The 21559-nt window shown below is 73.0% G+C and carries 16 protein-coding genes and 1 pseudogene; 10 read left to right on the forward strand and 7 right to left on the reverse strand.

Going from position 1 to position 21559, the window contains the following annotated elements; genetic code table 11:
- Positions 1–101: 101 nt before the first annotated feature.
- Positions 102–575: a hypothetical protein gene (locus ACIBNA_RS05920; RefSeq protein WP_399164032.1), complete on the reverse strand. Its 474-nt coding sequence runs from the start codon at positions 573–575 to the stop codon at positions 102–104.
- 188 nt (positions 576–763) lie between these two features.
- On the opposite strand from ACIBNA_RS05920, the gene ACIBNA_RS05925 reads away from it, so the two are divergent.
- Complete coding sequence (locus tag ACIBNA_RS05925) at positions 764–1762, forward strand: GlxA family transcriptional regulator (protein WP_399164033.1); 999 nt, start codon at positions 764–766, stop codon at positions 1760–1762.
- A 17-nt stretch (positions 1763–1779) separates the two neighbouring features.
- Here the strand turns inward: ACIBNA_RS05925 and ACIBNA_RS05930 are convergent, their stop codons facing one another.
- The 3 genes and pseudogenes from ACIBNA_RS05930 to ACIBNA_RS05940 form a co-directional block, all read right to left on the reverse strand.
- A complete protein-coding gene (locus ACIBNA_RS05930) occupies positions 1780–2031 on the reverse strand; it encodes a DUF5133 domain-containing protein (RefSeq protein ID WP_399164034.1) in 252 nt (83 codons plus the stop codon).
- 112 nt (positions 2032–2143) lie between these two features.
- Positions 2144–2741, reverse strand: a pseudogene (locus ACIBNA_RS05935) (ATP-binding cassette domain-containing protein); the annotation flags it as partial.
- 116 nt (positions 2742–2857) lie between these two features.
- On the reverse strand, positions 2858–3715 hold the full coding sequence (locus ACIBNA_RS05940; protein ID WP_399164035.1) for an aldo/keto reductase: 858 nt from the start codon (positions 3713–3715) through the stop codon (positions 2858–2860).
- A 272-nt stretch (positions 3716–3987) separates the two neighbouring features.
- Here ACIBNA_RS05940 and ACIBNA_RS05945 point away from each other — a divergent pair, with 272 nt between their 5' ends.
- From ACIBNA_RS05945 to ACIBNA_RS05970, 6 genes are all read left to right on the forward strand, one after another.
- The gene (locus tag ACIBNA_RS05945; RefSeq protein WP_399164036.1) at positions 3988–5568 is read left to right on the forward strand and encodes an acyl-CoA carboxylase subunit beta; all 1581 of its coding nucleotides are present in this window, start codon (positions 3988–3990) and stop codon (positions 5566–5568) included.
- 85 nt (positions 5569–5653) lie between these two features.
- Positions 5654–7414 (forward strand): fatty acyl-AMP ligase, encoded by a 1761-nt coding sequence (locus ACIBNA_RS05950; RefSeq protein WP_399164037.1) that lies wholly within the window; start codon positions 5654–5656, stop codon positions 7412–7414.
- On the forward strand, positions 7411–11421 hold the full coding sequence (locus tag ACIBNA_RS05955) for an acyltransferase domain-containing protein (RefSeq protein WP_399164038.1): 4011 nt from the start codon (positions 7411–7413) through the stop codon (positions 11419–11421). The genes ACIBNA_RS05950 and ACIBNA_RS05955 overlap by 4 nt, the downstream gene beginning before the upstream one ends.
- A gap of 21 nt (positions 11422–11442) precedes the next feature.
- Entirely contained in the window at positions 11443–12402 is a 960-nt protein-coding gene (locus tag ACIBNA_RS05960) for an alpha/beta hydrolase (protein WP_399164039.1), read from the forward strand.
- A 122-nt stretch (positions 12403–12524) separates the two neighbouring features.
- On the forward strand, positions 12525–13742 hold the full coding sequence (locus ACIBNA_RS05965; protein ID WP_399164040.1) for a PucR family transcriptional regulator: 1218 nt from the start codon (positions 12525–12527) through the stop codon (positions 13740–13742).
- Positions 13743–13897: 155 nt separating this feature from the next.
- Positions 13898–14557 carry a cutinase family protein gene (locus ACIBNA_RS05970; protein ID WP_399164041.1) on the forward strand — a complete coding sequence of 220 codons (660 nt, stop codon included), beginning with the start codon at positions 13898–13900 and terminating at the stop codon, positions 14555–14557.
- A gap of 978 nt (positions 14558–15535) precedes the next feature.
- On the opposite strand, the gene ACIBNA_RS05975 is transcribed toward ACIBNA_RS05970, so the two are convergent.
- Positions 15536–17257, reverse strand: coding sequence for a hypothetical protein (locus ACIBNA_RS05975; protein WP_399164042.1), 1722 nt, complete (start codon positions 17255–17257; stop codon positions 15536–15538).
- A gap of 209 nt (positions 17258–17466) precedes the next feature.
- On the opposite strand from ACIBNA_RS05975, the gene ACIBNA_RS05980 reads away from it, so the two are divergent.
- Positions 17467–17697: a hypothetical protein gene (locus tag ACIBNA_RS05980; RefSeq protein WP_086603867.1), complete on the forward strand. Its 231-nt coding sequence runs from the start codon at positions 17467–17469 to the stop codon at positions 17695–17697.
- Positions 17698–17807: 110 nt separating this feature from the next.
- On the opposite strand, the gene ACIBNA_RS05985 is transcribed toward ACIBNA_RS05980, so the two are convergent.
- Positions 17808–18662 carry an aldo/keto reductase gene (locus ACIBNA_RS05985; RefSeq protein WP_399164043.1) on the reverse strand — a complete coding sequence of 285 codons (855 nt, stop codon included), beginning with the start codon at positions 18660–18662 and terminating at the stop codon, positions 17808–17810.
- A gap of 174 nt (positions 18663–18836) precedes the next feature.
- On the opposite strand from ACIBNA_RS05985, the gene ACIBNA_RS05990 reads away from it, so the two are divergent.
- Together ACIBNA_RS05990 and ACIBNA_RS05995 are read left to right on the forward strand one after the other, a co-directional pair.
- On the forward strand, positions 18837–19250 hold the full coding sequence (locus ACIBNA_RS05990; RefSeq protein ID WP_399164044.1) for a VOC family protein: 414 nt from the start codon (positions 18837–18839) through the stop codon (positions 19248–19250).
- Positions 19251–19502: 252 nt separating this feature from the next.
- The gene (locus tag ACIBNA_RS05995; RefSeq protein ID WP_399164045.1) at positions 19503–20507 is read left to right on the forward strand and encodes a substrate-binding domain-containing protein; all 1005 of its coding nucleotides are present in this window, start codon (positions 19503–19505) and stop codon (positions 20505–20507) included.
- Here the strand turns inward: ACIBNA_RS05995 and ACIBNA_RS06000 are convergent.
- Positions 20504–21508: a LacI family DNA-binding transcriptional regulator gene (locus ACIBNA_RS06000; protein ID WP_399164046.1), complete on the reverse strand. Its 1005-nt coding sequence runs from the start codon at positions 21506–21508 to the stop codon at positions 20504–20506. The genes ACIBNA_RS05995 and ACIBNA_RS06000 overlap by 4 nt on opposite strands.
- Positions 21509–21559: the final 51 nt, after the last annotated feature.

Below are 21559 nucleotides of genomic sequence, written 5' to 3' on the forward strand. Positions count from 1 at the left end.
GGGACGAGAGACGAGTCTAGGCGGACGGGTGTCCCGGAGTGTGAATTACCCGGGTGGACTTGACGCAGACCGGACATCCGTGACATGCGGGCAGCCGGGGCTCAGGCTCCTGTCGTGGAGCCCGGCCGGACGATCATCAGGACGGTGACCGTCGCCCACAGGAGGTTGAAGGTGCCGGTGAACATGGCGAGTTGAACGGTATTGCGGTGTTCGACTTCCCGTTCGCCGTTCAGTTGGCCGAGGAGCTCCTCCTGGCGGGGCAGGACGAAGGCGACCAGGACGCCGGCGGCAGCGGCGGTCAGCGCGATGGACGTCACGAGCCATCCGCTGCCCAGGACGCCCATCGCGGCGCCGGTGGCGAACCCGAAGAGCGGGACGGTCAGCCCGATACCGGCGTAGACGCGGCAGATGCGGTGCAGCAGCGCGACCGTGCTCACCGCCGAGGGGTCGGGGGCGTCGCCGCCCGCGGGGACGGCGCGGCGCGCCGCGGGCGGGAACATGCTGGCCGCGACGGTCACGGGACCGATGGCGACGATGGCGGCCAGCACGTGCAGGGACAGCAGGATCTTGGTCACCGGAACTCTTTCCATGATGCGGTCGACGGTGCCGGGCCCACGTTAGGGAGCCCGGGCGCGATCACCCATGGGCTGAACCGACAGCTTCCAACGGATTCCCGCCAACTCCTGTGACCTGCTCTCTTGTGCCGCGGGCCGGCACATCGGCGCTTCGTGCGCCTGGCGGGAATGCGCCTAGGGTGGCGGTCATGCACTCCGTGGCGATCCTGGTTCTGGACCAAGTGGTGCCGTTCGACATGGCGGCGCCCCAGCAGACGTTCGCCTGGACCCATATGCCGGACGGGCGGCCGGCCTACCGGGTCCGGTTGTGTGCCGAGACGCCTCAGGTGCGCGCGGACGGTGGTTTCACCCTGCACGTCGACCGAGGGCTGGAGGCGCTGGCGGAGGCCGACACGATCATCGTGCCGGGCTGCTCCCCCGAGGCCGCGCCGCCGTCCGAGCCGGTGCTGGCGGCCCTGCGGCAGGCGGCCGCGGCCGGTACGCGGATCGCGTCCGTGTGCGTGGGGGCGTTCGTGCTGGCGGAGGCCGGGCTGCTGGACGGGCTGCGCGCCACCACGCACTGGGTGGCAGCGGGTGAGCTGGCCCGCCGTTTCCCGCAGGTCGAGGTGGAGCCTGACGTGCTGTACGTCGACAACGGGCAGATCCTCACCTCGGCCGGTGCGGCCGCCGCGCTGGACCTGTGCCTGCACATGATCCGCCGGGACCTGGGGTCGGCCGTCGCGGCGAACATCGCGCGGATGTCGGTCATGCCGCTGGAACGGGAGGGCGGACAGGCCCAGTTCATCGTGCACGAGCACCCGCCGGTGCCGCGGGGGTCGGCGCTGGAGCCGGTGCTGGAGTGGATCGAGGACAACCTCGCGCACGAGGTGACCCTGGGCGCGCTGGCGGAGCGTGCGGGGATGAGCGAGCGGACCTTCAGCCGCCGCTTCCGCGAGCAGACCGGCACCACTCCGTTGCAGTGGCTGCTACGGGCGCGGGTGCGGCGCGCCCAGTACCTGCTGGAGAACACCGACCACTGCGTGGAACGGATCGCGCGGCAGGCGGGGTTCGGCTCGCCGACGGCGTTCCGGGAGCGGTTCCGCAAAGTGGTGGGTACGACGCCGTACGCGTATCGCACGGCGTTCCACGGGAAGGCGAACGCCCCGGCTGCCCGTTCACGGGCCGCCGGGGCGCCACCCGGTTCATGACCGGGTCCTGCGAGATGTCAGCCGACCAGCGTCAGACCGTTCTCCCCGTCCGCGTCCGCTTCCTCGGACCGCTTCCTGGTGAGCAGCAGGGCGTCGGCCTGGGCGATGGCGTCGGTGATGTCGGACGTTCCCATCATCACGCACAGCGTGTAGCTGACGTCCTCAAGCTCGCGTGCCGCCGTCGGCACGTGCCTCTCCGCCTGAGCGATCCTCAGCGACGCATACCGCGTCAGCAACTCCCTGACGACCTTCCGGTCCGGTACGAGCACGTAGCGCCCCTCTCTCTGTTTTCGCTGCGTATGCCCGAACCACGCGGAAACATTCACACGTTTTTCTCACCAGGGGCGGATTTGACGAAAATTGACCATCTCTGACTGACCATCAGGTGAGCTGACCGGCGTGCAGGGCCGTGTACGCCCCGCCCCGGCGCAGGAGTTCCTCGTGCGTGCCGACCTCCTGGATCCGGCCGTCGCCCATCACCACGATCCGGTCGGCACCTGAGGGCCCGGCAGATGGCGAGCCGCTGCCGCTGCCCGCCGGACAGCCGGGCGCCGTGTTCGCCGACCAGGGTGTCGAGGCCCCTGGGGAGCCGGTCGACGAACTCCAGCGCGATGGCGTCGCGCAGGGCCGCCCGTACCGTCTCCTCGCGCAGGTCGAGGGTGTTCATGTCGGTGCCGTCGAGCAGGAGGCGGCCCGAGGTGGGGCGGATGAAGCCGATGACGAGGTTGAGCACGGTGGACTTGCCGGCGCCGGACGCGCCCACGAGGGCGATGGTCTCGCCCGGCGCCACATCCAGGGTGAAGTCCCGCACGGCGCTGCGCCCGTCGGTCTGGTAGGCGCAGTCGACGTGCTCGAAGGTGACGGCTCCGCGCAGGGCGGTGAGTTCCGCCCTGCCCTCGTTGTCCTCCAGTTCGGGCGCCTGGAGGACCTCGCCCACCGAGCGGACGGACTCCAGGCCCTTGGTGATGACCGGGGCGAGCGCTTACCTCCCTTGCGGGCCCGGAGTACACCAACGGGTGGGGGCGTGACTTCGCAGGGTGTCCGCAGCACGAGACCCGGGGCGGCGCGTGGCCGGCCCCGGGTCTCGTGGTCTGCTCAGGCGGCGTCCAGCTCCGCCAGTTCCTCCGGTGTCAGCGTGAGGTCGGTGGCGGCGAGCGAGTCGCGGATGGTCTCGGGGCGGCTTGCGCCCGGGATCGGGACGACCACGGGCGACTTGGCGAGCATCCACGCCAGGCACACGCGCTGCGGGCTCACGCCGTGCGCCTCGGCGATGCGGGCGAAGGGGGCGTGGCCCGAGCCGAGTTCGCCGGCCTTCGAGATGCCGCCGAGAGGGCTCCAGGGCAGGAAGGCGATGCCGAGTTCGTCACACAGGTCCAGCTCCGGCTCGCTGGAGCGGAAGGCCGGGGAGAACTGGTTCTGCACGGAGACCAGCCGGCCGCCGAGGATCTCGCCCGCCTGCCGGATCTGCTCGGGGTTCGCGTTCGAGACGCCGGCCATGCGGATCTTGCCCTCGTCCAGCAGGTCCCGGATCGCGCCGACGGACTCGGCGTAGGGGACGCGCGGGTCGGGGCGGTGGAACTGGTAGAGCCCGATGGCCTCGACGCCGAGCCGGCGCAGGGACGCCTCGCAGGCCTCCTTGAGGTGGCGGGGGCTGCCGTCCAGCGTCCAGCTGCCGTCGCCGGGGCGCAGATGGCCGCCCTTGGTGGCGACCAGGACGTCGCCGCCACGGTCGTGGGAGGCGAGGGCCTTGGCTATCAGGGTCTCGTTGTGACCGACCTCGTCGGCGTCCCGGTGGTAGGCGTCCGCGGTGTCGATCAGGGTCACCCCGGCGTCGAGCGCGGCGTGGATGGTGGCGAGGGAGCGTTCTTCGTCGGGTCGTCCCTCGATGGACATGGGCATCGCGCCCAGGCCGATCGCGCTGACGTCGACATCACCGATGCGGCGGGTGTGCATGTGCTCGTGACCTCTTCCGGCTGTCGCTGAGGCTGTCGGGCGATGGTGCCCTCCAGCGTGGACGCCGGGAAGGCCCAAGGTCCAATAGAAGAAGGAGAACGCATTCAGCACTCGGGCAGCTGAATCGCGCCAGCCCCGGGGCGGCCGGACCCGGCGGTCCCTTGTCACGCGGGGATGAAACCCGGCGCCGATGGACTCAACTCCCCCACACAGAACGGTGATCCGTCCGGCTCTCCCCTGTCCCACTGCCATATTCGAGAACCGCTGCGGAGGTGGTTGTGAGCACAGAGGTGACAGCATCCGGTCCGGGGGAAACGGCGGCGCACACGCCCGGGAGTACCGCGGAGCGCGTCGCCGGCCTGGAGCGCCGCCGGGACCAGGCGGTGGCCCCGGGCGGGCCGCGCAGACGCGGGGAGTTCTCGGCCCGGGAGCGGATCGAACGGCTCGTGGACAAGGACTCCTTCACGGAGACCGGCCTGTTCGTCCGGGCCCGGCCTGCCGGGGAGGGCGCCCGACGCCCCTACGGCGACGGCGTGGTCACCGGGTACGGCACGGTCGACGGCCGCCCGGTGTGCGTGTTCGCCCAGGACTCCACGGTGTTCGGCGGCAGCATGGGCGAGGCCTTCGGCGAGAAGACCGTCGCACTGATGGACCTGGCCCTGAAGACGGGCTGCCCGGTGATCGGCCTGAACGACTCCGGCGGGGCCCGCATCCAGGAAGGTGTCGCCTCGCTCGCCCTCTACGCCGAGCTGGTGCGCCGCAACGTCAAGGCGTCCGGGGTGATCCCGCAGATCTCGGTCGTCCTGGGTCCGTGCGCGGGCGGCGCCGCGTACTCGCCGGCGATCACGGACTTCACGGTGATGGTGGACGGCGCCTCGCACATGTTCGTCACCGGTCCGGACGTCATCGAGACGGTCACCGGCGAACGCACCACGGCCGAGGAACTGGGCGGCGCCCGCACCAGCAACACCGTCAACGGCAACGCCCACTTCCTGGCCGCCGACGAGGAGGACGCCCTCGACACCGTGCGCGACCTGCTGTCGTACCTCCCGGCCAACAACCTCGAACGGCCCCCGGAGTACGCGCCCGGGCACCCGCCGCCCGGCGCCGACCTCGACGCGGTGGTCCCGGACCGGCTGGGCGAGGCGTACGACATGCGGGCGATCCTGCACGCGGTCGTCGACGACGGTGAACTGCTGCATGTGCAGGAGCTGTTCGCGCCGAACATCATCTGCGCCCTGGCCCGGATCGAGGGCCGCTCGGTGGGAGTCGTCGCCAACCAGCCCCTGCACGCCGCCGGGGTCCTCGACATCGACGCCTCGGAGAAGGCGGCGCGGTTCGTGCGGTTCTGCGACGCGTTCGGCATCCCGCTGCTGACCTTCGCCGACGTGCCCGGTTATCTGTCCGGGGTACGGCAGGAGCAGGCCGGCATCATCCGGCGCGGAGCGAAGCTGCTGTACGCCTACGCCGAGGCGACCGTCCCCAAGGTCACGGTCGTGGTGCGCAAGGCGTACGGCGGCGGATACGCGGTGATGGGCTCCAAGCATCTGGGCGCCGACGTGAACCTCGCCTGGCCCACCGCCCGTATCGCCGTCATGGGAGCCGAGGGGGCCGTGGGCGTGCTGCACCGGCGTGAGCTCGCCGCGGCCGACGACCCCGAGGCGCTGCGCGCCCGCCTGCTCAGCGCGTACGAGCGCACCCACGGCACGCCCTACCTCGCCGCCGAGCGCGGCTATGTCGACGCCGTCATCGCGCCGCGCGAGACCCGGGAGCAGGTCTGCCGCGCGCTGCGCGCCCTGCGCGGCAAACGCGCGCCCATGCCGGAACGCCGGCACGGCAACATCCCGCTCTGACCTCCCCGTTCGTGACCCTTGAGCCGATCCGAGACGTACGCGATCCGAGACGTACGCCGATCCGCGCCGTGAGGAGCCCCGCCTGATGGACAGCCGCCGCCCCCCGCTCGCGCCCGTGTGCCCCACGCTGCCGGAGTACGTCCGGCACTGGGCCCAAAGCACCCCGGACCGCCGGGCGTTCACCTTCGTCGAGCACCCGGCACCGCACTCGCGCGGCGTCCACCGCACCCTGACCTGGCGCCGTCTGGACGTGCGGGTGCGGGCGCTGGCCGCGCGCCTCGCCGACCAGGCCGGGCCGGGGGACCGGGTCGCGCTGCTGTGTCCGCAGGGCACGGAGTACGTGACCGCCTTCCTCGCGGCTCTGGCCGCCGGGCTGGTCGCCGTGCCGCTGTATCCGCCGGGCCTGCCCGGGCACGCGGACCGGCTCGCGGGTGTCCTGGCCGACGCGCGTCCCTCGGTCGTCGTGACCACGAGCCGCTGCCGGGACGAGGTGCGTGACTTCGTCGGCCCCGGCGGACCGCGGATGGTGGTGGCGGACCAGGTGCCCGACGACGCCGCCCGCGACTGGCGTCCCGTCCCGCCGGACGCCGAGGCGACCGCCTATCTCCAGTACACCTCCGGTTCGACGCGTGCCCCGGCGGGTGTGGAGATCAGCCACGGCAACGTCGTCGCCAACGCCCACCAGGCGCTCACCGCCTACGGTGCCGACGCCCGACCGGTGACCTGTGTGGGCTGGCTGCCGCTCTACCACGACATGGGGCTGGTGCTCAGCGTCGCGGCCCCGGTGGCACGAGGGGTGCTGTCGGTGCTGATGGACCCGGCCGCCTTCCTGTACGAGCCGGTGCGCTGGCTGCGGCTGCTCGCCGCGCACCCGAGCGCCGTGAGCGCCGCGCCCAACTTCGCCTACGACTACTGCGCCGCGAGCGTCTGCGAGGACCAGAAGGCGGGCCTGCGGCTGGACCGGGTGACCGCGCTGATCAACGGCAGTGAGCCGGTCCGCCCGGGCACGGCCGACCGTTTCCACGCCGCGTTCGCCGGGCAGGGCCTGGCACCGCAGACGCACTGCCCGTCGTACGGGCTGGCCGAGGCCACCGTGTTCGTCTGCGCGGCCCGCCCGGGTGAGCCGCTCAGCCGGTTCGCGCTCGACCGTGACGCGCTGGCCGCCGGGAAGGCCCTGCCGGCACGGCCGGACGACCCCCGGGCTGTGCTGCTGGCGGGCTGTGGCACCCCGGCGGGCCAGCGGGTCCGTATCGCCGACCCGGTGACGCGGGCCCTGTTGTCGGAGGGCGAGGTCGGCGAGATCTGGGTGCAGGGGCCGAATGTCGGCCGGGGCTACTGGAACCGGGGATCGGGCGAGGTCTTCGGCGCCGAGTTCGCGGACGCCGAAGCCGCTCCGGGCGGCTGGCTGCGGACGGGCGATCTGGGGACGGTGCTGGAGGGGCAGCTGGTCGTCACGGGGCGGTTGAAGGACTTGATCATCGTCGACGGCCGCAACCACTATCCGCAGGACGTCGAGGCGACGGCCCAGGACGCGGACCCGGTGGTGCGCCGGGACCGGCTCGCGGCGTTCGCCGTGCCGGGCGGGGGCGGTGAGCGGGTGGTGATCGTGGCGGAACACGCGCGGACCGCGCGCCTCGACGGGCTCGACGTGCCGGCCGTGGTGCGGGCCGTGCGCGGTGCGGTCTCCGCCCGGCACGGGCTGCGGCTCGCCGACATCGTCCTGGTGCCGCCGGGCACAGTGCCGCGTACCTCCAGCGGGAAGGTGTCGCGGGCGCTGACCCGCGCCCGGTATCTGGAGGGCGCGTACGGCGGGCAGGCCGGTACGGCGGCGGGTGCCGCGGGATGAGCCCCGTCGACGAGGGCGCGCTGCGCCGGCTGATCGCCGAACGGGTGGCCGTCTGGTACGGCACCCCTCCCGAGGCCGTCCCGATGGACCGGCCGCTCGCCGACCTCGGCATGTCCTCGCGGGACGCGGTCGCCCTGGCGGGTGAGCTGTCCCGGGTGACGGGCCGCGAGCTGCCGACGACGCTGCTGTGGGAGACACCCACCGGTCAGGCGCTGGTGGCGCGGTTGTGCGGCACGGATCTCTCGGACACCTCGGGCACCTCGGGAGGCCCGGTCGCCTCCGGAGCCGAGGCAGCACCGGTGCCGCCGCGAGCCGGACAGCCGCTTGGGACGGTCGAGCCGGTCGCCGTCGTCGGGGTCGGCTGCCGGCTGCCCGGCGCGGTGCACGGCCCGGACGGCTACTGGCGGCTGCTGAGCGAGGGCGTCGACGCGATCCGGCGCGTCCCGGAGGACCGCTGGCGCGACTTCACCGACTTCCCGCCGGCCGACGCGCATCCGTACGGCGGCTATCTCGACGACATCGCCGGGTTCGACGCGGACTTCTTCCGCATCACCCCGCGCGAGGCGGCGGTGATGGATCCTCAGCAGCGGATCCTGCTGGAGGTCGTCCACGAGGCGCTCGACCACGCCGCCGTCCCGGCCGGGGCCCTGGCGGGCACCGCCACCGGAGTGTTCGTCGGGGTATCGGCCCCCGAGTACGGGCAGCTCACGGGCGCCGATCCGGCCGCCGTCGATCCCTGGGCTCCGGCCGGGGGCGCCCTGAGCGTGACCGCCGGACGGCTCGCCTACGTCCTGGACACCCGGGGGCCGAGCCTCGCCGTCGACACGGCCTGCTCGTCCTCGCTGGTCGCCGTGCACCACGCCTGCGTCAGCCTGCGCTCGGGCGAGAGCGACACGGCGATCGCCGCCGGGGTCAACCTGCTGCTGTCGCCGGCCGTCACCGTCGCCTTCCGCAGAGCGGGCGCGCTCGCACCGGACGGGCGCTGCAAACCGTTCTCGGCGGCGGCCGACGGCATCGGGCGCGGCGAGGGCTGCGCGGCGGTGATCCTGAAGCGGCTGTCCGACGCCGAGCGGGACGGCGACCGCGTGCTGGCCGTCATCCGGGCGACCGCCGTCAACTCCGACGGCCGCTCGAACGGCCTGATGGCACCCAACCCGGCCGCTCAGCAGGCGCTGCTGGAGAGCGCGTACGCGCGGGCGGGGCTCGCAGCGGCGCACGTCGACTACGTGGAGGCGCACGGCACCGGCACCCCGCTGGGCGACCCTATCGAGGCGGGCGCGCTGGGCGCGGTGCTCGGCGCGGGCCGGGACCCGGACCAGCCGCTGCTGCTGGGTTCCGTCAAGGGCAACCTGGGGCACCTGGAGTCCGCCGCGGGCATCGCGGGCCTGGTGAAGACCGTGCTGGCCCTGCACCACGACAGCATTCCACCGTCCCTGCACTGCGCGGCGGGCACGTCCCTCGCCGACGAGCGGCTTCGGGTGGTGACCGAGCCGGAGCCCTGGCCCCGCTACGGTGGCACGGCCCTCGCGGGCGTCTCCGGGTTCGGCTTCGGCGGCACCAACGCGCATGTGGTGCTGGAGGAGGGACCGCCCGGCCTGGTCCCGGTACGGCAGGCCGAGGAGCCCGTCGCCCGTCTGTATGTGCTGTCCGACCTCGACGCCGGGCGCGTCCGCGACACGGCGGGCAGGCTCGCCGACTGGCTGCGCGAGAGCACCGCGCACCCCGCCGACGTGGCCCGGACCCTGGCCGGGCGCACCGGTCGCGGTCCCGTACGCGCCGCCGTGGTCGCCCGGGACCGCGCCGAACTCTCCGATGCCCTGGGCGCGTTGGCGGCGGGACGCCCGGACGCGCGGGTGGCGACCGGTGACCGCGACCGGGTGGGGCGCGGCGCGGTGTGGGTCTTCTCCGGTTACGGCAGCCAGTGGCCTGGCATGGGGCGCAGACTGCTGGCCGAGGAACCCGCGTTCGCCGCCGCCGTCGAGAAACTCGACCCGCAACTCGCCCCGGAGTGCGGCCTGTCCCTGTACGACCACCTGTCCTCCGGAGCCGGCCTCGACCGCCTGGACGTCGCCCAGCCCGTGCTGTTCGGCCTTCAGCTGGCACTCGCCGAGCTGTGGCGTTCGTACGGGGTCGAGCCCGCCGCCGTGATCGGCCACTCCATGGGCGAGGTCGCTGCGGCGGTGTGCGCGGGCGCGCTGGACGCGGCGGAGGGGGCGCGGATCATCGCCGTACGGGCCCGGCTGCTGAGCGGGCTGAGCGGCGGCGCGATGGCCGTGGTGGACCTGGACGACGCCGAACTGGCTTCCCTGGAGCGGGACTTCCCCGGTGTGCATGTCGCCGTGCACTCCTCTCCCCGGCAGAAGGTCGTCACGGGCGAGGAGGCGGCGGTGGCCGGGCTCGTGCGGCGGCTGGAGGGGCAGGGCCGGGCGGCCCGGGCCATGCGGGTCGTCGGCGCCGGGCACTCGCCCCAGGTGGACCCGCTGCTGCCGGAGCTCGCCGACGCGCTGTCCGACGTCCGGGGCGGGCGGCCGCGTGTCCCGGTGTACTCCACCGTCCTCGACGACCCGCGCGGCGACTGCGTGTTCGACGCGGCCCACTGGGCGGCCAACCTGAGGCGGCCCGTCCGCCTGGACCGGGCGCTCGCAGCGGCCGCGGCCGACGGCCACACGGCGTTCGTCGAGATCTCGCCCCATCCGGTGCTGACCGGGGCCGTCGCCGACACCGTGCCCGATGCCCTCGCCCTGGCCACCCTGCGCCGGGACGCCGACGGGGCGGAGGCGTTCGCCGGGCAGCTCGGCGCCCTGTACGTGGCGGGCCGGCGGCTGCCGGTGCCGCCCGGCCGGGTCGTCGACCTGCCGGTGCCCCGGTGGCGGCACGTACGGCACTGGTGGACGGACGGGCGGGCCCGCACGGAGCCGGTACCGGAGCCGGAGGAACCTCCCGCCGACGTGGCGGAACCCTCGTCGGTCCTGGCCCGGCTGATCCTCCACATCGCCGCCGTCACCGGCCACCCTCCCACCCGTGTCACCCCGGGCACCGCCCTGGCCGATCTGGGTCTGGACTCGCTGATGGCGGTCCGTGTCCGCACGGCCGTGGAGCGCGAGTTCGGCATCGAACTCCCCCTGCGCGACCTGTTCGCCGCCGCCACCGTCGAGGACGCCGCCGCCCGGATCCGGCACGCCCTCCCCCGCGAGGACACCCCGCTGCGCCCCCTGCGCGGCACCGGTTCCCGGCCCCCGCTGTTCCTCGTCCACGCCGCCGGCGGCCCGGTCGCCGTCTACCGGACGCTCGCCGAACGGCTCGGGGAGGACCGGCCGGTGTACGGGCTGGAGCGGATCGAGGAGGCCCGGACCGTGCCGGAGAAGGCACGCCGTTACGCCGAGGCGATCGCCGCCGCCCGGCCCGACGGGCCCTGCCTGCTGGGCGGTTGGTCCTTCGGCGGCTTCGTCGCCCAGGAGACCGCGCGGCAGCTGACCGCCGCCGGACGGCAGGTGCCGCTGGTCGTGCTCATCGACTCCGTACGCCCCCTCCCCCGGCCCGGCCTGACGCGCGCCGACCGGATCCGGGCACACTTCGAGGGCTTCGCCGGCCACGTCGCCGACGCCTACGGCGTGCGGCTGGAGTTGCCGTACGACGAGCTCGTGGCCATGGACGACGACCGGGACCGCATCGACACCGTGCTGCGGGCGCTGCGCAATGCCGCCGAGGTGCCGCCCGCCGCGCTGGAGCACCAGCGCGCCTCCTACCTGGACATGGGCATCGGGGAGTCGCACCGGCCCGGCGGCTACGACGGGCCGGTCGTCCTGTACCGGGCCACCGAGCCCGCGCCCCACACCGTGCGCGACCCGGCGTACGAACGGGACGACGTGGCGCTGGGCTGGGACGAGCTGTGCCCGCGCCTGGAGGTCGTGCCGGTGCCCGGTCACCATCTGTCCCTGCTCGATCCGCCGCACGTCGACGAGATCGCCGCCCACCTGAGCCGGGTGCTCGCCGAACGGGCCCCCTGAACCGCAACCCGAGGAGCCGCCATGCCCCACCTGCCGCCGAAGCCCGCTGCCGGAGTGTCCCGGCGCACCGTCGCCAGAGCGACGGCCGCCGCCGGCCTCGCCGTCCTGTTCGGCGCCGCGAGCGGCACGGCCCGTGCCGGGGCCGCCACCCGGCTCGGGCCGCGCACGCTGGACGTGTCCGTGCCCTCCGCCGCGCTCGGCCGCAGCGCGCCGGTCCGGCTGATCCTGCCCTCGGACTTCGCTTCGCGGCCGGAGCGGACGTATCCCGTGCTGTACCTGCTGCACGGCGCCCACGACGACTACACGTCCTGGGGCCGGGAGACCGACATCGAGGCCTTCACCGAGGGCCGCGACCTGATCGTGGCGATGCCGGACGCGGGCCCCACCGGCATCCCCACCGTCTGGCGCGGCGGGCCCGACTACGAGACGTTCCAGGTGAAGGAGGTGCCGGCGCTGCTCGCCCGGGACTACCGGGCCTCCGGCGTACGGGCGGTCGCCGGGGTCTCCACCGGCGGTTACGGCGCGATGGCCCACGCGGCCCGCCACCCCGGGGCATTCAAGGCCGCGGCCTCCTACAGCGGCATCCTCGACACCACCGCCCCCGGCGTTCCCGCCATCATGGACGCCATCGTGGCCCGCGAGAACCTGCCGGCCTCGTCCCTGTGGGGTCATCCGCTGCTGAACCTGCTGACCTGGCGGGACTTCAACCCGCGAGCCCGTGCCACGGGGTTGCGCGGCACCGCCCTGTACGTCTCGCAGGGCAGCGGAGTGGGCGGCGGCAGCGGCGGCGATCCGCTGCCCGGGGTGCTGGAGAGCGCCCTGTGGCCCTCGGCCCAGGGCTTCGCCGGCACGCTCGCCCGTCTGGGCATCCGGGCCACCACGCACTTCTACTCAGGAGGAGGACACGACTGGCCCTACTGGAAGCGGGAGTTCACCGCCTCGTGGCCGATGCTCGCCCATGCGCTGGGCGTGCCGGAGTGACGGAGGTGACGTCGGGGCACGGAACGGAGCGCAGGGGTCGTCCGTCCAACACAGGACTTCCCTCTCGTCCCAGCGGTTACAGTCCGCGGGTGAGCCGCTTCCGGCCGAAAGGAGTGCCCGTGATGGCTGTGCCCGCCCCGCACGGCGTGCCGCACCGTCCCGGTTTGCCACCGATGCCGCCCGAGCTGGCGGAGCTGCTGCGCGCCCAGCTCGCGGCCGTCGCCGACCAGGTGGAGGAGGAGGTCCGCCGTCAGGTCCCCGAGTACGCGCGGCCCGCCGACGGGGCGTACGGCAGGAACCTGCGGGCCGGGGTGGTGCAGGCGCTGACCCTGTTCGTCGACCACATCGCCGCCCCCCGGGACGACGGGGGCGCCATCGCGGCGACGTACTACGAACTCGGGCGCGGCGAGGCCCTGGAGGGCCGCAGCCTGGACGCGTTGCAGTCCGCACTGCGGGTCGGGGGGCTGCACGCCTGGCGGCTGATGGGTCAAACGGCGGAGGAACTCGGCCTGGACTCCACGGTCGTCGCTGCGCTCGGCGAGCTCGCCTTCCGGACCGTGCACGAGGTCGCCCAGGCGGCCGCGGCCGGCTACGCGGAGGCGCAGCTGCGCAGTTCCGACGAGCTGGAGCGGCGCCGCAGGCGACTGCTGGACCTGCTGCTGGAGGACGGGCCGGTGGCGCTGGAGGCCGTGCAGGACCTGGCGCACAGCGCGCGCTGGCCGGTGCCCCGGACGGTCGCCGTCGTGGCGCTCGCGGCGGCGCCGGACCAGCGGGAGGAGGACCGGCCGCTGGCCGCGGCGGGCGCGCTGGTGGACATGGAGTCCCGGCCGCCGCGCATACTGGTGCCCGACCCGGACGGCTCCGGTCACTTCGGCCGGGCGTTCACGCTAGCGCTGCGCGGCCGGCCCGCCGCGATCGGCCCGACGGTCGCGGTCACCGACGCCGCGCAGTCACTGCGCATCGCCACGCGGGCGCTCGGGCTGATGGGACGCGGGGTCCTCCCCCGCCAGGGCGTGGTGCGGTGCGCCGACCATCTGTCGACCCTGCTGCTGTACGGCGACGAGCCGCTGCTCGAACGGCTCCAGGAGCGGGTCCTCACGCCCCTCGACACGGTCTCGGCCGGGCAGCGCGACCGGCTCGCCGAGACACTGCTGGCGTGGCTGCTCAGCGGCAGCAACGTGCCGGACGTCGCCGTGCGGCTGCACATCCACCCGCAGACGGTCCGCTACCGCCTGCGGCAGCTGGAGAAGCTGTTCGGCGACGCCCTGCACGATCCGGAAACCCGCCTCGATCTCATTCTCGCGTTGCGCGCGGAGTCACTGCGTACGCCGCCGAACTGATTCCCCGTGGGCAATCGGCGACGTACTCAATCAGCGACAAAAAACCGCGGCGATTCCATAATCCTGTCCATAACACTCCGGGAGACACAGCGAATACGTTCGGGCCGTCCTTTTTCGCAGGCGCTCGACGCGCCTCACTCGCGGAGGATTCCCCCATGCGTATCCGTTTGTGTCTCGCCGCGCTCTCGCTGGCCGGCGGGGCCGGTCTCGCCACCCTCTCGGCTCCCTCGGCCACGGCCACAACCACCACCGCGGCCGCGGCCTGCTCTGACGTCGAAGTCGTCTCGGCGCGCGGCACCTTCGAGCCGGGCACGCTCGGCTTCATCGTCGGCGACCCGGTGTATTCCGCCCTTCAGAAGAAGGCGGCGGGCAAAAGCCTCTCCAGCTACGCCGTGAACTATCCCGCGAACCTTTCCCCGACGTCTGCCGCGCGGGGCAACACGGACCTGGTGAACCATGTGAAGAGCCAGGCCGCCGCCTGCCCGAATCAGCGGTTCGTTCTCGTCGGCTATTCGCAGGGCGCGAACGTCGTCGACAACTCGATCGGCATCAGCAGCGCGGGCGCGGTGGTCGGCAGTCCCATCGTGGCCACGCTGCCCGCGGCGGTCGAGCCGAAGGTCGCCGCGGTGCTGCTGTTCGGCAACCCCATCCGCGCCATCGGCAAGAGCGTCACCGGCACGTACCAGAGCCGCACCCTGGACATCTGCGCCAAGGGCGACCCGGTCTGCGAGAGGGGCGGCGGCGATACCGGTGCACACCTGAGCTACCGCGACGACGCGGACACAGCGGCGACGTTCGCGGCGGGCAGGCTCTGACCCGAATCCGACCCGTAGCGACGAGGACCCGCGCCGGGGCCGCGGTCTTGGCCCGGGCGCGGGTCTTGGCCCGGGCGCGGGTCTTGGCCGCGGCACGGAACCGTGCCGCGGCACGAGCCTCGGACGCGGCACAGGCCTTGGCTGCCGCGCGAATCTCGCCGCGGCGCGGACCCAGCCGGGCAGCGGAACTTGGTCCGAGCACAGGTCCTGGCCCCGACGCGGATCTGCGACGGACGGCGGGACTTGCCCGTGCCGGCACAGGCCATGGCTGCGACACGGGCCTTGGCTGCCGCGCGGATCGCGCCGCGGCGCGGACCCAGCCGGGCAGCGGGACACGGTCCCGGCACGGGACCTGAGCCGGACGGCGGAACTCGGCCCGGCACGGACCTCGGCCGCGACGCGGACCTGAGCCGAACGGCGGGGCACAGTCCCAGCACGGCACCTGAACCGGACGGCAGGACATGGCCCCGGCACAGACCCCGGCCGCGACACCGACCTGAGCCGAACAGCGGGGCACAGTCCCAGCACGGGACCTGAACCGGACAGCAGGACTCGACCCCGGCACGGACCTCAGCCGGGCGGCGGGCCTCAGCCCCGGCACAGACCTGAACCAGACGGCAGGGCTTGGCCCCGGCACAGGCCTCGGCCGCGACGCTGACCTGAGCCGGGCAGCGGGACTTGGCCACGGTGCGGATCTGAATCGGGCGGCGGGCCTTGGTCCCGGCACGGAACTCCGTCCCGGCACGGGCCTCGACCCCGGCACGCATCTCGGCCCGGGCGCGGCTCTCATGCGGCGCGGACCTGAGCCGGAGCAGTGACCATGAGCCGGGCAGCGGGACTCGGCCGCAGCACGAGTCTGTGCCGGGCAGCGGTTCGACCGCAACCGTGCGTCCGAGCCGCGGGGCTGCCGAGTCGCAGCGGCATACCAAGGGGCCCGGGAGGAATCCTCCCGGGCCCCGGCCGTGTGTAGGCGGTGAATTAGCGCGGTGACTGCGCGAAACCGGCGAGACTGGTGGAGACCGGCTCGGGTCGGCCGTTGTTCTGAGTCGGCGCGGCGGTCAGTACGTCGAGGTGCTGGTAGCCGTCGGCGATGACGGGGTGGAGCTCGGGTGGGACCCGGCCGGCCAGCAGGCCCTCGCCGGCGAGGACGGTGAGGACCGGGTTGGCCTTGAGCCCGCCGGAATGCACGACGAGCTTCTTGACCTGTGGCGAGCCGGCCATCTGGATGTCCGTCACCAGCTTGGTCGGGAAGTACTGCTCGGTGAAGTCCAGCGGCTGCTCGGCCAGGCTGCGGGCCAGTTGCCGGATGTCGGTGACCTCCTCGCCGGGGCCGGTGAACGGCGTGCCGTCGGCCGAGCGGTAGCCGGGGTCGTCGGGGTCGCCGACGCGGTCGTAGTTGCGCCAGGTGTAGAGCGGTCCCCGCGGCCGGTCCGGGATGGCCTTGTACGCGGTGCCGTACAGCCCGGGCTGCTGCGCACCGCCGTTGGCCACGGGGAAGCTCTTGTCGGCGATCGGCCCGCCGTCGAAGAAGCCGACGCTGGTCTGGAGGAACGCCAGCGGTACGGAGTTGTCGTCCAGCAGCGCCCCGAGCACCGCCCCGTTGGTGAGCCGGAAGTCCTTCACGGCGGGCTTGCCGGTGAGGAAGGCGGCGGTGTTCTTGGAGAAGAGGGCGCGGTGGGTGGCCTCGATGTTGAGGTTGGAGGGCAGGTAGCGCGGCAGGTCCGCCTCGGCGTCCGGGGCCTTGAGGGCGCCCATTCCCGCGATGCCGAGCAGCGTCATGGTCTCGGGGTTGAGCAGCACCGGCGCGGACAGCGAGCGCGGCAGCACCCCGCTGTCCAGCCCGGCCTGAACCACGCCGTAACCGAGGCCGATGTCGGGCAGGTTGGTGTCGTCCGGCAGGCTGCCGCCGAGGTCGGCCAGCGAGGTGGAGACGGTCGTGTCGAGGGCGAAGTAGCCGGCGCACTGGTTGTAGCCGGCGTCGGCCGTGGTGGCCCGGTCGCCGTCGAAGTCGGCGGTGGCGAAGTACCCGGTGATCACACCGCCCAGCGAGTGCCCGCCACACAGCACCTTCCGCTTGCGCTGCGTCTGCTCCGGCAACTCGGCGGTGAGCAGGTCGTACTGGTCCCGTACGGTCTGCTCGATACCGAGCTTCGCCATCCAGCCCAGCTTCTCGTTGCCGGCGAAGCCGCCGAAGGTCCGACCGTCGACCTGCTTGCCGCGGTAGTAGTAGTCGACGGCGGTGTGCTGGTCGCCGGAGGCGATGCCGGTGCGGTCCTCCAGGCAGTTGGAGCGCCGGTCCAGCGCCCAGAACTCGATGTGCAGGCCCTGCTCGGCGGCTCGCGCCACGGTGTTACGGGCCACGCTGTCGAACGCCCCGGCTCCTTCCAGGATGCCGGGCTGGGCGACGAGGATCCGGTCCGCGTCGGCCGAGGCTGCCGGCCCGTCGGCGGAGCGGTAGCGCAGGTACGACAGCCAGTCGCAGGCGGCCGGACGCGGCCCGGCCGACTCCGGCAGCGGCGCCCTCACCCGCACCACCGACTCCGTCACCCCGGTCACCGGCGACGTCGACACGATCGGCGTCTCGGTCCGCGCGCCGTCGGCCCGGGCACCCGGAGCGGCGGCGGTGAGCGTCCCGGCGGTCAGCAGCACCGCCAGTGCGGCACCGCGCCACTTCCCTCTGGTCCTACGATTCATGTCCATGCCACGGACGCTAGGGCTGGGGCAGGAGTGTGCTCAGGGGGTGCTGAGGAGAACTCAGTTTCCGGAGCCTGCCTTGTCACCGGCGCACAGAGCCCCCGGCGCCGGAGGCGCGGGCCGAGGGCAGGACCGGCTCGTCCCAGTCCCACTCAAGGCCCCCTTATGGGCCCGGCCGAGCTGCGAACCGGCGGTTTCGGGAGCATGGTGGGGCTATGGACGGTCAACCCCCTGTGGTCGTGCAGCCGCCCGCGTCGGACGGCGGACGGCTGGTGACCATCCACGGCGAGCGCATGGGCGTCGCCTACAGCCTCTTCGACGTGCTGGACCTGCTGCACCGCGAGGGCCTGCCGACCACCGACACGGCCGTCGACGACACCGAGCTGATCGAGTGGCGCGGCGGGGGCCCGTACGACTGGAACAGCGGGTCGTCCGACGAGGCCTGAGCCTTCGTGGGGACCCCTTCCGTGGGTCCGCTTTCGCGGGGTCCCCTTCTGTGGGTCCCCCTCCAGCGGGGCTCCCTCCCGCGGGGCCCTCTTACGTGCGAGGCCCCGTCTCACTCCGCTCCCGATGCGGCCCCCACTCCCCCGGCCAGCCGGTCGAGGCGGTCGCGGTGGGCAGGCGTCATATCGAGGTCCGCCGCGGCGAGGTTCTCCTCCAGGTGCTCGACGCGGGCCGTGCCGGGAATCGGCAGGACGACCGGCGAGCGGTGGAGGAGCCAGGCGAGCGCGACCTGTGTGGGCGTGGCACCGAGGTCGGCCGCCACGGCCGCGATCTCCGCCTCGGCCCCCGCCTTCCCCCAGGCGACGGGCCGCCACGGCAGGAAGGCGATTCCGGCCGCCGCACAGGCGTCGAGCACCGGCTCGTGCTCACGGTCGAGCAGGTTGTAGCGGTTCTGCACGCTGACGATGTCGACGATCTGCCGGGCCTGCGCCAGCTCGGCGACGGTGACCTCAGACAGCCCGATCCGGCCGACCAGGCCCTCGGCCTGGAGCTCCCGCAGCGTGCCGAGCTGGTCGGCGAGCGGTGTCGCGGGGTCGATGCGGTGCAGCTGGAGCAGCTCGATGCGCTCGACGCGCAGCCGGCGCAGGGCCTGCTCGACCTGGTCGCGCAGGGTGTCGGGCCGCCCGTCGAGCCTCCACTCTCCCTCGATGCGCGCGACACCGACCTTGGTGGTGATCAGCAGCCCCTCCGGATAGGGGTGCAAGGCATCGGCGAGGAGCTCCTCGTTCGCTCCCCAGCCGTACATATGGGCCGTGTCGATCATTGTGACGCCCAGCTCCACGGCCCGCCGGGCCACCGCGAGGGCGTTCTCCCGCGCGGGGCCGGGCTCGGTCGGCAGATGCATGGCTCCGAAACCGAGCCGGCGTACGTCCAGGTCCCCGCCGATGCGGAAGATGGTCGTTGTCATGAACGCTGTCCTCCCCTGCTGTTCAAGGGGCCACGCTAACAGCGCGGTTGGCGGCGCCGCCGATCGCAGAGGGGCGCCGCGCCACCCCCGGCACGGCGCCGCTCGGCGAGCCGTTCTCCGTGCCCGGCGTTACGCTGCGCGCACCTGACCCTCGGCCCCTTCACGGAGGTTCTCATGGTCGCGCGTCTCAACCCGTACCTGTCCTTCAACGGCGACGCCCGGCAGGCGATGGAGTTCTACAAGGAGGTCTTCGGCGGCACCCTGGCCCTCAACACCTACGGCGACTTCGGCCAGGCGGAAGCCCCGAACGCCGACAAGATCATGCACGGCATGCTGGAGACCCCCAGCGGCTTCACCCTGATGGGCGCCGACAACCCGCCGGGCATGGAGTCCGCGCCAGGCCAGCCCTTCTCGGTGAGCCTGAGCGGTGACGACGACGCCGAGCTGACCGGCTACTGGGAGAAGCTGTCCGAGGGCGGCTCGGTGTCGGTACCGCTGGAGAAGCAGATGTGGGGCGACGTGTTCGGCATGTGCACGGACCGCTTCGGTGTCCCGTGGATGGTCAACATCAGCAGACCGGAGAGCTGAGCGGGACCGACCGGACGGTCAGCGACCGTCCGCCCCGCGGGGCCGCCCGCACACACCGCGCACTGCCGGTGTGTGCGGGCGGCCCTGTTTTGTCGGAACGTCCTGTTTGTTGGAACGTCCTGACAAAGCTGTTGACATCACCCGAAGGCGCCCGCATAGTACCTGCCACTAGAGCGCGCTAGTGACGCGCTCCAGCTGCCTCCCCGGACCGGGCACGACCCGTTCCCCCCAGCACACCGAGGTGCACCCGACATGCGCAGACACCACAGATCCGCCGCCCTGACCACCGCCGTCCTCGTGGGCGCGCTGCTCGCCGCCGGATGTTCCAGCGGCTCCGGCGGGAAGCAGTCCGAGACCGGCGGCACCGACGCCGCCGCGGGCAAGGCCACCACCCCGCGGATGACCGTCGCCATGGTCACCCACGCGGCACCCGGCGACACCTTCTGGGACCTGATCCGCAAGGGCGCCCAGGCCGCCGCCGCGAAGGACAACATCAAGCTCGTCTACTCCAGCGACCCCGTCGCCGGAAACCAGGCCAACCTGGTGCAGAACGCCATCGACCAGAAGGTCGACGGCATCGCGCTCACCGCCGCCAAGCCGGACGCGATGAAGGCGGTCGTGGCCAAGGCCAAGGCGGCCGGCATCCCCGTCGTCGGCTTCAACTCCGGCCTGGACAACTGGCAGGAACTCGGCATGCTCGAGTACTTCGGCCAGGACGAGAACATCGCCGGCCAGGCCTTCGGCGAGCGCCTCAACCAGCAGGGCGCCAAGCACGCCGTCTGCGTGATCCAGGAGCAGGGCCAGGTCGCGCTGGAGGCGCGCTGCGCCGGCCTGAAGAAGGGCTTCAAGGGCACGACGGAGAACCTGTACGTCAACGGCACCGACATGCCCTCCGTGAAGTCGACACTGACGGCCAAGCTCCAGAAGGAATCCGGCATCGACCAGGTGGTCACGCTGGGCGCGCCGATCGCCATGACCGCCGTGCAGTCGGTCAAGGACGCGGGCAGCAAGGCCAAGGTCGCCACCTTCGACCTCAACAAGGACCTCGTCGGCGCCATCCAAGGCGGCGACATCCAGTTCGCCGTCGACCAGCAGCCCTACCTCCAGGGCTACCTCGCCGTCGACGCGCTGTGGCTCTACAAGACGAACGGCAACATCAGCGGCGGCGGCACCGCTCCCGTGCTCACCGGGCCGGCCTTCGTGACGAAGGACAACGTCGACAGTGTCGCCGAGTTCGCGAAGAAGGGGACGCGCTAGCCGGCATCCTCCGCCGGGGCGGGCCCGCTCGTTCCCCGCACCACCAGTTTGGGGTCCAGCACCGCCTCCCTCGGCGGCAGTTCCCTGTTCTCCAGCCGTTCGACGGCGAAGCGGACCGCGTGCTCGGCCATGAGGAACGCGTCCTGGCGGACGGTGGTCAGGCCGAGTGGCATCAGGTGGGAGAGGTGACTGTCGTCGTAGCCGACGACGGACAGGTCGCGCGGGACCTCGACGCCCGCCCGGGTCAGGGCCATCAGCAGCCCCATCGCGCAGCGGTCGTTGCCGGCGAGGACCGCCGTCGGCAGCGGCTGTCCGCCGTCCCGTTCGGCCAGCAGCAGCCGGCCGGTCTCGACACCGGACTCCTCGGTGTGCTCGCCGGGGATGACCCGTGCGTGCGCCTGAAGTCCGTGGCGGCGCATCGCGGCACGGTAGGCACGCCGCCGCTCCGCCGAACCGGGGCCGCGTCCGCCGTCGATGTGCACGATCCGGCGGTGCCCCAGCTCCACCAGGTGATCCATGGCCTGCCGGACGCCCTTGCCCTCGGCGGAGTGCACGAAGTCGACATGGGCCTGGGGCACCCGGCGGCTGATCGAGACGGTGACCGTGCGCTGCCCGAGCTCGGCGAGGTAGGCGGGTTCGGCGTCCGGCCCGAGCAGGATCACCGCCTCGCAGCGGTGGCTGAGCAGCGCCTCGACCGCCTTGGCCTCGCTGCGGCCGGGGGTGGACCCGGAGAGCAGGACGTCGTAACCGAGCCGTTCGGCCTCGGGGTAGATGCCGGTGATGAGGTCCGTGTGGAAGGTCTGGTGCACGGTGAACATCACGCCGAGCGTGCGGCTGCGGCCACGGGCCAGCAGCCGGGCCGCGCTGTCGGGCCGGTAACCGATCTCGTCGGCCACGCGCAGGACCCGTTCCCGCGTCTCACGGCTGGCCCCCGCCTGGTTGCGGAAGATGATCGAGACGAGCGCGCGGGACACGCCCGCCTTCTCGGCGACGTCCGCCATCGTGGGCCGCTGCCTGCCCGATGCATCCACGTGTGAACCCGCCCTCCGACG

Source organism: Streptomyces sp. NPDC050164 (assembly GCF_044459945.1).
In the GTDB taxonomy this organism is placed as follows: Bacteria; Actinomycetota; Actinomycetes; order Streptomycetales; family Streptomycetaceae; genus Streptomyces; species Streptomyces coeruleorubidus_A.